The following is a 15,418-nucleotide window of genomic DNA, read 5'->3' on the forward strand; positions in this document are numbered from 1 at the left end:
ATTAAAAAGAGCAGAGTGGCTAAAAAAAATTCCGAACAAAATTCATCGTTCTCTCCCAGTTCGCGTGTGACAGAATCATTTTGGGTAATGGAACCCATAACAAGGCAAAAAAATACCTTCCGCGGTGGGGTTCACACCGGGAAGGTCATTAAGGAATATTAAAAAGGTTAGAAATAACAATTTAGATAAGTCCAGTATACCTGGTTTTTCTTATTTTGTCACAGGTGCAGGGATTTCGGAAATACATTCGTTACAAACAATTTTACCTTTGAAGTAAGTAACGTTCTCTGCATTACCACAGAAGATACAAGCAGGCTCGTATTTTTTCAACATGATGCGCTCGCCGTCAACGTAGATTTCCAGAGCATCTTTTTCACCAATACCGAGCGTACGGCGCAATTCAATTGGAATAACTACCCGTCCCAGTTCGTCCACTTTTCTTACAATACCTGTTGATTTCATCATTATAATCAGTGCTCCTCTCAGCTAACTATCTTTGTCATTATTCGACATTATTTTATGTTTTATGATACTCATCATACCAACGATTCCCAAATCAGTCAACCTTAAAATTAGCTTAAAATTAAGGCTGTTTTTCACAAGGTTACTGGTGGTAAGGGATTGGAAGCCATTTTTCGCATTTAAACCTCAATGTCAGCTTTGTCGATTTGGAAAACGACAAAACTACTTTATTCGACAAAGTTCGTCATATGGTGTCGAATCTTAGGTGAATCGCAGAGCTCAAAGCGTTAATATAAAAGAAATTAAAGGAGTGAGTCGACATGGAACAACGTTTAACGGAAGAGAAAGTATTCAAAGATCCGGTACATAATTATATCCACGTGCAAGATCCGGTTATATGGCAGTTAATTAACACCCCGGAATTTCAGCGTTTACGCCGGATTCGTCAACTGGGTACTTCTTACCTTACCTTTCACGGAGCAGAGCATAGTCGGTTCTCACATTCACTAGGTGTTTATGAGATCACACGCAAGATCATCTCTCAATTTGAAAGAAGTCATTATTCGGATTGGCCGAAGGAAGAAAAGATTGTAGCTCTGTGTGCAGCTCTACTTCATGATCTCGGGCATGGGCCATTCTCTCACTCCATCGAGGAAGCTTTTGACATGAATCACGAAGATTGGACTTGTCGCATTATTACAGGTGATACCGAAGTAGGGGCGATCTTAAGACGGTATGCTCCTGATTTTCCTGAGAAAGTAGCGTCTGTCATTCAAAAAACGTATGAAAAGCCGATTGTGGTGAACTTGGTGACCAGTCCGCTTGATGCAGACCGAATGGATTATTTGCTCAGGGATGCCTATTTTACAGGTGTAAATTACGGCACGATTGACCTTGATCGTATCCTTCGGATGCTGCGTCCTTATCATGGGCGGATTGTAGTCAAGGAGTCAGGCATGCATGCTGTGGAGGATTACCTAATGTCTCGGTATCAGATGTATTGGCAGATTTACTTCCATCCGGTAACTCGTAGTTCTGAAATTATATTGCGGCAAATATTCAAGCGAGCGAAAACACTCCTACAACAGGGTTTTCAATTCCGCTTCATGATTGATCCACTCCCTCAACTATTTGAAGGAGAATTATCCGTGGATGAATATTTGCAGTTGGATGAAGCATTAATTCAGACGGCATTTACGCAGTGGCGCAAGGAGGACGATACTGTTCTTAGTGAGTTATGCGAACGTTTTATGGATCGCAAGTTATATAAGTATGTAGAGCTTGAACAGGTCGACTTGACAATGATGGAAGAGATTCGGGAAGCTTTTGTACAGGCTGGCCTCGATCCCGAATATGATCTTGAAATTGATTTTCCTTCGGATAATCCGTATGATGTGTTTCGTCCGGATGAATCCACAGATAAGCAGATTCTTCTTCTGGATCGACAGGACAATTTACGTGAGTTGTCAGAAGTATCTGACATTGTCCGTTCCATCAGTGGGCTTCACCGAGGGAAACATCATTTGTATTACCCGCAAAACAAGGTGGATGCGATTATTCACGAATTACCGTCACATATACGCCCCTATTTCTTGTAATCGTGTGGGTATAATCCGATGAAGAATTTCGATATCAAAACACTTTCTAAAAGAGCTATTTTCCATGATACAGTAATCTGCTTTAATGGGGAGTATATGTAGATCGACATAATTTTGTAAATGCAAATAGGCAGAATGAGCAAAATCAACAATATATAGATCAGAATATCCGTATATCTTCTATATATTGTAGTTGTGAAGAAACAAACGTAATGATGTAATACACAGATTACCCAAAATGTTTTATGTATGAGTCATTGAATTATTGAATTTTACAAATTGGATTTTGAAAAAGAAGATAGTCGTTATTTCGACATGAAGGGAGATACAGACATGATGCTGTTCGACACACATACACATCTGGATGCACCACAATTCGACGAGGACCGCGAGGACATGATTCAGCGTGCTGTGGATGCAGGAGTTGGTCGCATGATCAACATTGGCTTTAACCGGGAGACGATTCCAACCACAATGAAACTCGCTGAAACATATGACTTTATATATGCAGCTGTAGGGTGGCATCCCGTAGATGCGATCACAATGCAGGAGGGCGATTTGGAGAGGATTGCATCTTTATGCAAGCATGAAAAAGTGGTTGCGATCGGTGAGATTGGATTGGATTATCACTGGGATACTTCACCAAAAGAGATACAACATCGCGTATTACGACAACAAATTGCTTTGGCGCGTGAAGTGAACATGCCAATTGTCATCCATAATCGGGATGCACATGAGGATATCATAAGAATTTTGCGTGAAGAGAAGGCGGGTGAAGTTGGTGGTGTGATGCACTCGTTCTCGGGCAGTTGGGAAACAGCAAAAAGTTGTCTCGATATGGGCTTCCATCTCTCCTTCGGAGGACCGATCACATTCAAAAATGCAAAGCAACCCAAAGAGGTGCTGGAGAAGGTTCCTATGGACCGGTTTTTCATTGAAACAGATGCTCCATATTTGACACCGCACCCTTATCGTGGGAAGCGAAATGAGACAGCGCATGTACGTCTGGTTGCAGAGGCAGCTGCGGAAATTAAAGGCATTTCGGTGGAGGAAATTGCTGCAATAACAACCAAAAATGCCATGGAACGATTTGGGATTCGTTAAAAAAACGAGCAAATGAGGTGAAAAAGGCAGGTAAGCGGAGGTAATTTGCCCTTTGATCCAAATAAATCAAGAATATTACAATATTTTAACCAAATATTCAGAAAAACGTACTTGATCAACGCTTTACAACATGCATCAAAACAGGATATCATCTTTTCAGTGAATTGTTGTGCGGAAAATTGGACAGATGTTCGGGGGATGAACAAAGGGACACTTTCCGATGAAACAACATTACTTTCATGAATCAGTCTCGCTGAGTCTCCGTTATCGGAGAGCGGGGGAACCAATAGGGCTTAAACATCGGTGTATTTGGCCGATGCGCAACGTTCGCTGACCCAAAAGCAGCGAAGGGAACTGCGAAGCCGTATTTGATTTCTTCTTTGGGTCTCGGGGTGAATTCAAGGGCGTCCGCCATGAGCGGGTGACCCAAGATAGGGCGGCTCTCTTTCGCCCGAACCCGACAGCTAACCTCGCAAGCGGAAAAAGAGAGGCAACCTCGTGCATGAATTTCCGATATTCAAAATCATTCGGAAGCCACGAAAGAGTTCCTCTTACACTCTTTCTTTGGCTTTTTTGTTTTTGAATAAAAGAAATATTGTCATCATACGGTAGGTATTCAGGAGGATGACATCATGTTGCGAAGATTGATTCATGGTGCAGAACCGGATTATGTTGGTCCAATCTGTGTTCTGTAGAAAATTTGGTATAGTCACGTCAAAGACATCATGCATTACTTTAGACGGCGAGGCTATGAAGGAGGACGGAGAAGTGGGCACATTCCAACCAGAAGAGACCCATGAGTCACGATCATCCAGTAAGTCTTTCGCGTTGCGGTGGAAGCATGAGAACATGCGTCAAATGGCATTGATCGCGATTTTCTCAATTGCGCTTACAATCATGATCTTGTTAGTCGTTTACGGTCAGGCCGGGAAACAAATTTCACTGGTTATTGATGGCAAAGCTCAGGTGGTAGAGACTCGTACAGGAATGCTTCAGGAAATGCTGGAGGAGCAGTCGATCACAGTCAGCCCTCACGATAAGGTATCCATGTCCATGAATGGGGCGATTACAGATGGAGACCGAATCGTTATTGAGCGGGCCGTTCCAGTTAACATTACGGCAGACGGAGACACCAAGACTCTGTATACAACCGATTCATCGGTAGAAGATGCAATTCAAAAATCAGGTATTCAAGTTGAAAGTAATGATAAAGTGTATCCGGCGCTTGGAACTGCGATCAAAGCGGAGATGAAGATCCGTGTAGTGCGCGTAACAAAGCGTACAGTGGAAGTAGAGCAACCGATCGCTTACAAAGTCATTAAAACGGCTGACCCTAGCTTGTACAAAGGGGATAACCGTGTCGTTGTGAACGGCAAAGAAGGCACAATTGTACAGCATATCGAAAAGGTATTTCAGGATGGAGAATTGGTCTCCAAAAAAATGGTCGGCAAATCTGTCGCTAATAATCGTGTAGATAAAGTGATCGCTGTCGGCACAAAAGCAAAACCGGTCGTGAAAGAACCTGAGATTCAGACCGTATCGGCTCAAACTTCAACAACCAAAAAGGCTACAACAACGAACTCGAAGAAAACATCTGCCTCGGGCAGCAAAGTGATTACCGTATCCGGGACTTCTTTTAAATACTCCAAAGTACTTAAAAATGTATCCATGACTGCTTACTCTTCCGAAGAGCCTGGCATTGGAACTAAAACAGCTTCCGGTACTCGTGTAACGGAAGGACGCACCATTGCGGTTGATCCCAAAGTCATTCCAATTGGCTGGTGGGTATATATCGAAGGTCTGGGATTCCGTCGTGCGGAAGATACAGGCGGTGCCATTAAAGGCAACAAAATTGATGTGTATTATGACAGTGTGAAGCATGCCCTGAATTTTGGACGTAAGAAAGGCAAGACGGTCTACGTGATCGGTCCGGTGAAGCCGGAAGCGAACTAAAATCGTTTTACTTTGAAATGGGAATGCTATAAAATAGTTGCATGAATGATTCATGCGGAATATGCGGCGGAGGAGTCTGAATTCAGTCTCCCCCGCCGTTTGGCAGAGAAGAGGATATTCCTCTTCTTTTTGCGTTAGAAAGGAAGAAATGGAACATGATAAAAGAAGTCATTGTGGTGGAAGGCCGTGACGATACGGTAGCTATCCGTCGGGCCGTGGAAGCCGATACCATAGAAACAGGTGGATCAGCCATCAACCAACGCATTCTGAAGCGGATTGCGCTTGCTCAGGAGAGACGGGGAGTCATTGTACTGACAGATCCGGATCATGCTGGCGAACGCATTCGTAAAATTATTGCGAACAAGGTCCCTGGCTGCAAACATGCCTTCATTCCGGAAGCCGATGCAACGCGCAAAGGGGACATTGGGGTGGAGAATGCCTCACCCGAGGCGATCCGTCATGCGTTGGCGCGCGTACATACTTCATACGAAGGTGCTCCGAGCCTGATCGATTGGGAAGATCTGATCGCGGCAGGACTTATTGTGCATCCGCAGGCTGCTGCACGTCGTATGGAGATGGGCAATCTGCTGGGCATCGGTTATTGTAACGGTAAGCAGTTCCACAAACGCCTCAGTGTATTTCAGATTACACGGGAAGAATTCTCTACAGCATTAGCGCAAATTGAACGTGAAGGATTGTGAGCATATGAAGAACATGGAAGAGACGATTGAAATTGCAACGCCCAAGCGTACGAAAGAGATTATTCAAAGGCACGGATTCTCATTTAAGAAAAGTCTGGGTCAGAACTTTCTGATCGATCAAAATATACTGAATAAAATCGTTAATGCAGCCGATCTGGACGAGTCCAAGGGCGCACTGGAGATCGGGCCGGGTATTGGAGCCCTCACGGAGCGGCTGGCTCGGGTAGCCGGTCCCGTCACAGCCGTAGAGATTGATCAGCGCTTAATCCCAATCCTGGGAGAGGTGATGCAGCCTTATTCGAATGTACGTGTTCATCATGGGGATGTGTTGAAGCTTGATCTGGCTGAGTTGTTTAATACGGATTTTGCATCCGTGGACAAAGTCAGTGTCGTGGCTAACCTGCCTTATTATGTAACGACTCCAATCATGATGAAACTGCTGGAAGAGAAGCTGCCGGTAGACAGCATTGTTGTCATGATCCAAAAAGAAGTGGCTGAACGCATGGCTGCTGCACCAGGATCAAAAGATTACGGTAGTCTAAGCATCGCAGTTCAGTACTACAGTATGCCGGAACTTGTGTGTATTGTGCCTCCTACGGTCTTCATTCCGCAACCTAATGTGGAATCAGCTGTCATTAAGCTGAAAGTGCGTGAGCAGCCGCCAGTGGAGATTCCGGATGAAGCACACTACTTCGAAGTGGTACAGGCTTCTTTTGCTCAGCGGAGAAAAACAATCTCAAACAACTTGAAGGCACGTTTCTTCACAAAGGAGAACCGGGAACAGGCAGACATTCTGCTGGAGCAGGCAGGTATTCAACCGTCCCGGCGTGGAGAGACATTGAGTCTGCAAGAGTATGCCACACTCAGCACCGTAATGTGGGAAGCTGGGGTACGTGCAGCGCTGTAAAATTTGAATGAACCAAACCGGGTCTTTGCCCATACGATGGGGTAGAGGTGATTACGTTGATGAATATCGGAGACTTGGTCGTTCGGAAGTCATACGGCGGCGATGTGACTTTTCGGGTGGAAGGCCTCCAGTTGGATGCTGCGGTCATTAAAGGGACTGAGTTCCGGCTGATTGCCGATTCCCCGGTGGACGATTTGATACAGGTTCCCTACGAACCACAAAGCGCCAAGACCAGACAGGCGCATATTAAAGCACATCAGACCCTGTCCCGTCTGCAACAGAATCGTATGGAACAGGCTGAGCGGAATCGTGAAGGTCTGGTACAGGATTGGTCTGCCCAGCAGGAACCGGCTTATTTTGAAATGCCTGGAAAGGTGCTTCATCTGGATGGAGATCCGAACTATTTGAAAAAAAGTATGGATCTCTATGAGCAACTTCGTGTACCCGCAGAGGGACAGTATGTCCATGAATCGGCAATGGCAGATACCTTATACCGCTTATTACCCAAAGTACGTCCGGATATCGTAGTTATTACGGGTCATGATGGGGTGTTAAAGACACGTCAGCCCTATGACTTATATAGTCTTGGTAGCTACAAGAACTCGCAAAATTTTGTATCGGCCATTCAGGTGGCCAGACAATATGAACGCCATCTGGACGCCCTCACTATTGTTGCAGGGGCCTGTCAGTCCCATTTTGAGGCACTGTTGCGCGCTGGAGCGAACTTTGCCAGTTCCCCAGGCAGAATTCTCATTCATGCACTTGATCCGGTCTATGTGGCAGCCAAGGCCTCCTTTACTTCTGTGCGCGATACGGTCAACATGAGTGATGTTCTGCACAATACCATCAGTGGTAGCCAGGGTGTGGGTGGTGTCGAGACACGGGGGAGTTACCGGGTAGGTCTGCCTGGGCTGAATGATTTATCTACGCTAAAAGTAAACCCGTCGGCAGTCTGATGTAGGCCATTTAAAGTCCCAATTTGGGGCTTTTTTTGTTTGCAAAAAAATTCATTGACAACAACTTTTTGATGCTGATATAATAATTAGTTTTGATTTGACAATGACTGTAAAATCCGGTATAATGGACAAGAAAAGAGGTGGTCGTCGACAATGGCTAAAAACACGCTGTTGGATATCAAACGCAATCTCGATGCACATATTGGTCAGAAAATTATGTTGCGGGCTAATGGTGGCCGCCGTAAGACCATTGAGCGTACGGGTGTATTGGAAGAAACGTACCCTTCTGTTTTTATTGTTAAGCTTGATGAGGAGCAAGAAACCTTCAAGCGAGTATCTTATAGTTATGCGGATATACTTACGGAATCGGTGGAAGTCATGGTTTATGACCCGGGCAGCCAGACGCATAGCTCCTATATGGAGACGTAAGTATCGATTTACAGGCGATTCGCCCCACAAGGCGGATCGCTTTTTTGTTTTCTTTAAACACCAATTCTCCCTCTAACGTAACCCATACATACTCAGGAATGAGCGAGGAACGGTCGCGGCATACTATATGGACAGGTGAAGGGACAGTTTCTTAAGCAATGCAGGAAACTGAATATGGCCTGGTGACAAAATGTTAAAAACGTGAACGAACAACGAACTCATCACATTATGAAGGATACTTTGGAGGAGGATGGTTCATGAGTCGCAGAAGAAGAAGTGTCATGTCAGAGGATCTGAAGAATGAGCTCGCGAAAGACCTGGGCTTCTATGATACGGTGCAACAGGAAGGTTGGGGCGGAATTAAAGCCAAGGATGCAGGAAACATGGTGAAAAGAGCCATTCAACTTGCTGAGCAGGCTGCCCGCAAATCTTAATCCGGTTCAAGCAGACTGAAAAGCGGGGAAATCCGTCAGGAATAACCCCGCTTTTTCCCCTTAGATGCGGAATACAAATGACTTGACAGCCCCATTTTGATATAATATGTTAAGTTGTCTTAGGGAAAAGGTGAGGACGGGTGAACGCCTTGAAAATTTACGAAAAAGCGCCTGCTAAAATTAATTTGATGCTGGACGTTTTACATAAAAGAAGCGATGGATTCCATGAAGTTGAAATGATCATGACCATGGTCGATCTAGCTGATCGGCTGGAAATGTCGGAGCTGCCGCGAGATACTATTTTCATCTCCAGTCAGGCAGGTTATATCCCGCTCGACGAGAAGAATCTGGCTTTCCAGGCAGCCAGACTCATTAAGGAGCGCTATAACGTGCGTACGGGCGTCCATATTCATCTGGATAAAAAGATTCCAGTTGCAGCTGGTCTTGCCGGCGGCAGCAGTGATGCAGCAGCAACGCTGCGTGGATTGAACCGTCTGTGGCGGTTGAATATACCGGATCACGAACTGCAGGAGCTTGGAGCTGAACTCGGGTCGGATGTTCCATTCTGTATCACAGGAGGGACTGCACTCGCTACAGGCCGTGGTGAGAAGTTAACTCCCATTCCTAATCCGCCGCAATGCTGGGTAATTCTGGCCAAGCCTCCGATTAATGTGTCTACAGCCGATGTGTACGGAAGGTTCCGCAGTGACAAGATTGTTCGTCATCCGAGTGCAGCTAAAATGGAGCAGGCTATTCGCAATCAATCATTTACGGAAGTCTGTGACCAGATGGGCAATGTGCTTGAAGATGTAACGTTGAAGCTGTATCCGGAAGTTCAGCATCTGAAGGATGCCATGATTCGATTGGGTGCAGACGGCGTGTTAATGTCTGGTAGCGGTCCAACGGTATTTGGTCTGGTTTCCAAAGAATCCAAGGTTGCCCGGATATACAATGGTCTGCGTGGGTTCTGTAAAGAAGTGTATGCTGTACGTATGTTAACGTAAAATTCGCTTTTATAATGTACAAACACGTATAAAGGTGTTATATTCTTAAATAATTATTCGGATTTGGATGTTTCCGTGATCGTGAGGATGGATCTCTGTGAAGAAGTTAAAACGAAGCGCAAGGCTGGTTGAAATGACGCAATACTTATTGTCCAGACCGCATACGGTTATTCCGTTGACCACATTTGCCGAACGTTATGGTGCCGCAAAGTCTTCAATTAGTGAAGATTTGGCGATTATCAAGGAAGTGTTCGAAGAAGGTGGGTCAGGAGAACTGCATACACTGGCTGGAGCAGCCGGGGGAGTAAGATGGATTCCGAAGGTATCCCGAGAACTGGCATTGGCATTTGCGGAGCGGCTCTCGACCCAGCTCGCGCAACCTGATCGGATCTTGCCTGGAGAATACCTGTACATGTCCGACTTGCTTGGTCAGCCCGCATTGATGAATGAAGCCGGCAAGATTTTTGCAACGGCCTTTGGCAATATGAATATTGATGTGGTTATGACGGTTGAAACCAAAGGAATTCCACTGGCTTATGCGACCGGTGCTCAGCTCAACCTGCCTGTCGTGCTCGTACGCAGGGACCATCAGGCTACAGAAGGATCGGCCGTAAGTATCAATTATGTATCCGGGTCCCACAAAAGTCTGCATACCATGTCCCTGTCCCGCAGGGCGATGCGTGAGCATTCCAGGGTACTTATTGTGGATGACTTCATGAAGGCCGGGGGTACGGTGCAAGGAATGATCGATCTTTTGGCCGAGTTTAATGCTACAGTAGCCGGGGTAGGGGTACTGGTGGAATCTGGTTCTGTAGATTCAGAAGAACGCCTGTTAACAGATTACGTATCTCTGGCGAAACTGACAGCGGTTGATGCCAAGAGCAGACAGATTTCCGTCAAGCCTGGCAACTATTTTGACCTGTAGAAAGATGACGAATGTTATGTCGTTAAAAGGTCTTTTCCATCGACCTGGCACTAACGTTGTCGAATTGTGTATTAAATAAAAAAATTCCTGAAATTAGGAAATTTTTGTGGTTATAAAAAGAAGGAGTTCGTATATGCTGTGTGGAATTATACACCAAGTTCTGATGGAAAAAGGTGGTGAACACACACATGCAAATTACGGATGTCAGACTCCGCCGTGTTAACTCGGAGGGGAGAATGAAGGCTATCGCATCCATTACCATCGATAACGAATTCGTCGTTCATGACATTCGTGTCATTGATGGTAACAACGGAATGTTTGTTGCTATGCCGAGCAAACGTACTCCTGATGGAGAGTTCCGTGATATCGCCCACCCGATCTCTTCTGGTACGCGTGAGAAGATTCAGGCAGCAGTTTTGACTGAATACGATCGTGCGGCAACTGAGGAAGAAGTCATTGAAGAAGGTGCCTGAGAACATTATTGGGGTTCGAAGGAAAAGAGAGCCATGTCTTATGGCTCTCTTTTCTTTTTGACCGGAATAAGATATATTCAGTATTGAGTTTATTAGCAGAGAACAAAAAGCGCATCGTGCGCTTGGTGGCAGGGCGGCATCTTAGGAATCATTGGGATTCGGTTAAGCTCGCAGGTACACGGCGTATACATATAGGTCACGATTCGTTGGTGTCCGCGTTGTTACGTGTGATTACAGAGACAGCAGGCGATGAACAGGACCGGCTTGAAGCCGGCTGAACGATACTCATTGGATATAGATCAGCAATGCATTTCAATGGGATTTTCAGAACAGGAGGTCGTTAATTTTGAAACGAATGGCAATCGTTCTTGCCGCAGGGCAAGGAAAACGAATGAAATCAAAATTGTACAAAGTACTGCATCCCGTATGCGGTAAACCTATGGTTGGACATGTGCTGGATGCAGCACTCAGCGCAGGCGTTGAACGCAGTGTAGTTGTAGTCGGTCATGGTGCCGAAGCGGTGCAGTCATTTTTGGGTTCCAGAGCAGAGTATGCACTCCAGGCAGAACAACTGGGTACAGGTCATGCAGTGAAGCAGGTTAAATCTTTGCTTGGCGGCGAGACAGGTTCTACAATTGTGGTCTGTGGAGATACACCGCTTGTGACCAGTGAGACGTTGGAAGGTCTGATGAAGCTGCATGAGAGCAGCGGAGCAGCAGCCACAGTTCTTACGGCTCAGTTGGACAATCCCAAAGGTTATGGCCGCGTCATTCGCGGAGAAGATGGATCTGTACAACGGATTGTGGAACAAAAGGATTGCACAGAGCAGGAAGATGCTGTGAATGAGATTAACACAGGCACATACTGTTTTGATAATGCAAAATTGTTCGCTGCCTTGGAAAAAGTGACGAACCAGAACGCTCAGGGAGAGTATTATCTCACAGACGTAGTTGGCATTTTCCGCAATGATGGAGAAGTGGTTGAAGCTTACATGTCGGATGACATCGCAGAATCCATCGGGGTTAATGACCGACTTGCACTTTCGCAAGCCGAAGCCTTCATGCGTGAACGTCTTGCCGTACGCCATATGTTGAACGGTGTTACAATCATTGATCCGTCATCGACATATATCGGAGCGGATGTTACGATTGGATCAGATACAGTTTTGTATCCGGGGACGATTCTCAAAGGCACAACTTCCATCGGTGAAGCATGTCATATTGGTCCTCAGGCAGATGTGGAAGACAGCATTATTCAGGACGGAGTTACGATTAAACATTCGGTAGTATCCAATGCCGAGGTTGGTTCTGATGCAACGGTAGGTCCATTTGCTAATTTGCGTCCAGGGACTAAACTGGGTCGCAACGTAAAAATTGGTGACTTTGTTGAAGTGAAAAATGCTACAATTGATGAAGGTTCCAAAGTATCTCATCTCAGCTATATCGGAGATGCCAAAGTAGGGAAAAACGTAAATGTTGGATGCGGGGCAATAACTGTCAATTATGATGGTTATAATAAAGCTGTGACAACGATTGAAGATGATGCTTTTGTAGGCAGCAACGTCAATCTGATTGCACCGATTACGGTAGGAAAAGGCGCTTATGTGGTTGCTGGCTCCACCGTTACCCATTCCGTTCCCGAGAATGATCTGGCTATTGCTCGTCCACGTCAGGAGAATAAACCTGGTTATGCGGAGAAGATTCGCGGACGTGCCAAAGCCAAGAAACAAAATGCCAAACCCCAATAAGGGGTTTTGATAACAAGATTGCCTCCCGAAGATCGGGGAGGTGCCGACATGTCGCAGACGCTTATTGATTCCAATGAACCAGCACGGAGGGTTTTTATTTTATGACTTATTTTGATTCGAAATTAAAAATATTTACTTGCAATTCTAACCCCAAGCTTGCCCATCAAATTGCTGATTATATCGGGATCCCTATGGGTGAATCTCACACAACCAGCTTTAGTGATGGCGAGATTCAAGTGAAACTCTCCGAGAGTGTTCGGGGTTGTCACGTTTATATCGTGCAGTCCACTTGCTTGCCGGTTAATGATAACCTGATGGAAATGCTCGTTATGATTGATGCACTCAAACGGGCATCTGCCAAGACGATTAACGTCGTTATTCCTTACTATGGCTATGCAAGACAGGATCGCAAGGCACGTTCACGTGACCCGATTACAGCGAAACTGGTTGCTAACCTTATTGAAAAAGCGGGTGCAACCCGTGTCATCGCGATGGACTTGCATGCAATGCAAATTCAGGGATTCTTCGACATTCCGGTTGACCATTTGCTCGGCGTGCCAATTCTGGCTCAATATTTCCGGTCGAAACAGATCGAAAATCCAGTTGTCGTGTCGCCTGACCACGGTGGCGTAGTGCGTGCACGTAAATTGGCTGATTTCCTGAATGCACCCCTGGCGATTATCGATAAACGTCGTCCTGAGCCAAATGTGAGCGAAGTGATGAACATTATCGGTAACATCGAGGGTAAAACAGCCATCCTGATCGATGACATTATTGACACGGCGGGAACGATTGTACTGGGAGCGAATGCTCTGATGGAAGGCGGCGTAAAAGAAGTATACGCGTGCTGTACTCACCCGGTATTGTCCGGACCTGCGATGGAACGTTTGGAGAATGCACCATTGAAGGAAGTTATCGTAACGGATACCATTCCAATTACGCATGCTAATCCGACAAGCAAACTCAAAGTGTTGTCTGTAGCGCCTTTGCTCGGAGAAGCGATTATCCGGGTTCATGAGGAATTGTCAATCAGCAAGCTGTTTGAAATTGAATAAGGATGTCTGCATAAAGTAGTAGAGGGGTTACGTTTTCCGGTTCAATGGAAAATGTAACCCCTGTCGGCGTGCCGTTTTTATTAATAGTGAAGCAGACGCTGGTCAGTCCATATAATTTGAACTACTACTTTACACAATAACGGAGAGGGCAGAAAAGATCTGAAGAAGTGAAGTTAAAAGATTTCTGAAAGAAAGCTGCTTCGGAAGCATATGCTTCGACTTAACAGCGATCGGAAGATGTTTCTGCACGCGCAGTGATCCAGTGTAAAATGGTTCGTTCATCTTATATGGTTAATACCCGGGGCGGGAGATAAATCGGAAACGACGCCGATGAAAAAGCGTGTCGGCAATTTCGACGAATTGATTATCGAAACGTGTGATTAGACCAATCTCAATATGGGTGTCGCGGTCGTATACCTGTACAGGTACGTGATATTCGAGATGATAGATAAAATCGCTATGTTGAGTCAGTTGTCCATTGTCTTCGCGCAAAACCCGCTCACCTTCCTGGGTCGATAAAATATGAACTGTAAATACTACAGTAAATCGATCTTTACTTTCCTGATATTATATGAAATATAAGATTCGAAGTCTATGCCTCACCTCAGGCTAATCCGAAGGAGGGAACAAGATGAAGTGGATTGTCGGACTTGGAAATCCAGGCTCGAACTATGCCAAAACCCGTCATAATATCGGTTTTATGGCACTGGATCGGTTGGCTGATCGTCATAATATCTCCATCACACAGAGTAAATGTAAGGCGCTGATTGGAGAAGGTAATATTGGCGGTGTGAAAACCGTACTGATCAAACCAATGACCTATATGAACTTGTCTGGTGAATCGGTTCGAGCATATATGGATTTTTATAAAGTTAGTCTTGAAGATCTGATTGTTGTGTACGACGACATGGATACAGAGATTGGCAAAGTCAGATTGCGTTACCAAGGTAGTGCAGGCGGACATAATGGGATCAAGTCCATTATTCAGCATACCGGTACACAGCAGTTTAACCGGGTACGCATGGGAATATCCCGGCCTGAACCAGGACATGCCATTGTTGATTATGTACTGTCGACATTCATGAAGAAAGAAAAGGAAGCCCTGGATCAGACCATTGAGCAAACATGTGATGCTCTGGAGCATAGCTTGACTCATACGTTTGAACAAACAATGGCGAAGTTTAACGGTTAATTTTGTAAGACATACTGGTAAAATGATCATAAAAGACGGGTTCGATTCAGCCATACTGGACATACTGGATGTATAAACCATGTTCAGGAGGCATAAACATGTCAGTGAATTACGTATGTAGGCATTGCCGTACCTTTATTGGACGAATCGATTCTGCCCGGATAACGGAAGTAGAGCTTGGCTTTCATTTCTTGACCCCCGACGAGCGGAGGGATATAATAGCGTATAATTCCGGTGGTGACATTACCGTTCGGATTACATGTGATTACTGTAAGGAAGCCCTGGAGCACAATCCGGAGCTTAGCCTGCTCGCGAGTCCGCTTCAGTAGACATCGCCTGTACAGGATCGAATGACAGTTGAGGGCGGTTGCGTAATAACGCTCCACCTTTTATAGCCTTGGCAGCCTGCTGAGGCTTCTTTTCAGTTGGCATGAAAGTCATGGCTATCTCGAAATCAGGCTCAGCCGCATCAACAGAT

At 45.5% G+C, this 15,418-nt stretch carries 18 protein-coding genes and 1 riboswitch; of the genes, 16 read left to right on the forward strand and 2 right to left on the reverse strand.

The window, feature by feature from the left end:
- Positions 1 to 210: 210 nt before the first annotated feature.
- Positions 211 to 465, reverse strand: coding sequence for an AbrB/MazE/SpoVT family DNA-binding domain-containing protein (locus tag MKY95_RS00135; protein WP_024633700.1), 255 nt, complete (start codon positions 463 to 465; stop codon positions 211 to 213).
- Positions 466 to 782: 317 nt separating this feature from the next.
- Between MKY95_RS00135 and MKY95_RS00140 the strand changes: the two genes are divergently transcribed.
- From MKY95_RS00140 to MKY95_RS00205, 14 genes are all read left to right on the forward strand, one after another.
- Positions 783 to 2,060, forward strand: coding sequence for an HD domain-containing protein (locus tag MKY95_RS00140; protein WP_339196299.1), 1,278 nt, complete (start codon positions 783 to 785; stop codon positions 2,058 to 2,060).
- A 333-nt stretch (positions 2,061 to 2,393) separates the two neighbouring features.
- The gene (locus tag MKY95_RS00145; RefSeq protein WP_179088589.1) at positions 2,394 to 3,164 is read left to right on the forward strand and encodes a TatD family hydrolase; all 771 of its coding nucleotides are present in this window, start codon (positions 2,394 to 2,396) and stop codon (positions 3,162 to 3,164) included.
- 241 nt (positions 3,165 to 3,405) lie between these two features.
- Positions 3,406 to 3,659, forward strand: a riboswitch (cyclic di-AMP (ydaO/yuaA leader).
- 273 nt (positions 3,660 to 3,932) lie between these two features.
- Positions 3,933 to 5,117, forward strand: a complete 1,185-nt coding sequence (locus tag MKY95_RS00150; protein WP_036606128.1) for a 3D domain-containing protein — start codon at positions 3,933 to 3,935, stop codon at positions 5,115 to 5,117.
- A 155-nt stretch (positions 5,118 to 5,272) separates the two neighbouring features.
- Complete coding sequence (rnmV, locus tag MKY95_RS00155; RefSeq protein WP_017691379.1) at positions 5,273 to 5,818, forward strand: ribonuclease M5; 546 nt, start codon at positions 5,273 to 5,275, stop codon at positions 5,816 to 5,818.
- A 4-nt stretch (positions 5,819 to 5,822) separates the two neighbouring features.
- Positions 5,823 to 6,725: a 16S rRNA (adenine(1518)-N(6)/adenine(1519)-N(6))-dimethyltransferase RsmA gene (rsmA, locus tag MKY95_RS00160; RefSeq protein ID WP_100528122.1), complete on the forward strand. Its 903-nt coding sequence runs from the start codon at positions 5,823 to 5,825 to the stop codon at positions 6,723 to 6,725.
- A gap of 59 nt (positions 6,726 to 6,784) precedes the next feature.
- Positions 6,785 to 7,681 (forward strand): sporulation peptidase YabG, encoded by an 897-nt coding sequence (gene yabG / locus MKY95_RS00165; protein ID WP_017691377.1) that lies wholly within the window; start codon positions 6,785 to 6,787, stop codon positions 7,679 to 7,681.
- Between the two features lie 153 nt (positions 7,682 to 7,834).
- A complete protein-coding gene (locus tag MKY95_RS00170) occupies positions 7,835 to 8,110 on the forward strand; it encodes a Veg family protein (protein ID WP_017691376.1) in 276 nt (91 codons plus the stop codon).
- Positions 8,111 to 8,367: 257 nt separating this feature from the next.
- On the forward strand, positions 8,368 to 8,544 hold the full coding sequence (locus tag MKY95_RS00175; RefSeq protein WP_017691375.1) for a small, acid-soluble spore protein, alpha/beta type: 177 nt from the start codon (positions 8,368 to 8,370) through the stop codon (positions 8,542 to 8,544).
- 149 nt (positions 8,545 to 8,693) lie between these two features.
- The gene (gene ispE, locus MKY95_RS00180; RefSeq protein WP_339196306.1) at positions 8,694 to 9,548 is read left to right on the forward strand and encodes a 4-(cytidine 5'-diphospho)-2-C-methyl-D-erythritol kinase; all 855 of its coding nucleotides are present in this window, start codon (positions 8,694 to 8,696) and stop codon (positions 9,546 to 9,548) included.
- 97 nt (positions 9,549 to 9,645) lie between these two features.
- The gene (gene purR, locus MKY95_RS00185) at positions 9,646 to 10,473 is read left to right on the forward strand and encodes a pur operon repressor (protein ID WP_017691373.1); all 828 of its coding nucleotides are present in this window, start codon (positions 9,646 to 9,648) and stop codon (positions 10,471 to 10,473) included.
- A gap of 188 nt (positions 10,474 to 10,661) precedes the next feature.
- The gene (gene spoVG / locus MKY95_RS00190) at positions 10,662 to 10,946 is read left to right on the forward strand and encodes a septation regulator SpoVG (RefSeq protein WP_017691372.1); all 285 of its coding nucleotides are present in this window, start codon (positions 10,662 to 10,664) and stop codon (positions 10,944 to 10,946) included.
- 83 nt (positions 10,947 to 11,029) lie between these two features.
- On the forward strand, positions 11,030 to 11,224 hold the full coding sequence (locus MKY95_RS00195) for a hypothetical protein (protein ID WP_124118801.1): 195 nt from the start codon (positions 11,030 to 11,032) through the stop codon (positions 11,222 to 11,224).
- Between the two features lie 68 nt (positions 11,225 to 11,292).
- The gene (glmU, locus tag MKY95_RS00200) at positions 11,293 to 12,693 is read left to right on the forward strand and encodes a bifunctional UDP-N-acetylglucosamine diphosphorylase/glucosamine-1-phosphate N-acetyltransferase GlmU (RefSeq protein WP_091039102.1); all 1,401 of its coding nucleotides are present in this window, start codon (positions 11,293 to 11,295) and stop codon (positions 12,691 to 12,693) included.
- Positions 12,694 to 12,794: 101 nt separating this feature from the next.
- On the forward strand, positions 12,795 to 13,748 hold the full coding sequence (locus MKY95_RS00205) for a ribose-phosphate diphosphokinase (RefSeq protein ID WP_017691370.1): 954 nt from the start codon (positions 12,795 to 12,797) through the stop codon (positions 13,746 to 13,748).
- 291 nt (positions 13,749 to 14,039) lie between these two features.
- Here the strand turns inward: MKY95_RS00205 and MKY95_RS00210 are convergent, their stop codons facing one another.
- Entirely contained in the window at positions 14,040 to 14,240 is a 201-nt protein-coding gene (locus MKY95_RS00210) for a hypothetical protein (RefSeq protein WP_024633712.1), read from the reverse strand.
- Positions 14,241 to 14,379: 139 nt separating this feature from the next.
- Here MKY95_RS00210 and pth point away from each other — a divergent pair, with 139 nt between their 5' ends.
- Both pth and MKY95_RS00220 read left to right on the forward strand, forming a co-directional pair.
- A complete protein-coding gene (gene pth, locus MKY95_RS00215) occupies positions 14,380 to 14,940 on the forward strand; it encodes an aminoacyl-tRNA hydrolase (protein ID WP_091039104.1) in 561 nt (186 codons plus the stop codon).
- A gap of 98 nt (positions 14,941 to 15,038) precedes the next feature.
- A complete protein-coding gene (locus tag MKY95_RS00220) occupies positions 15,039 to 15,269 on the forward strand; it encodes an anti-sigma-F factor Fin family protein (RefSeq protein WP_017691368.1) in 231 nt (76 codons plus the stop codon).
- Positions 15,270 to 15,418: the final 149 nt, after the last annotated feature.

Origin of the sequence: Paenibacillus sp. FSL P4-0176 (assembly GCF_037975265.1) — a bacterium.
Lineage (GTDB): Bacteria > Bacillota > Bacilli > Paenibacillales > Paenibacillaceae > Paenibacillus > Paenibacillus amylolyticus.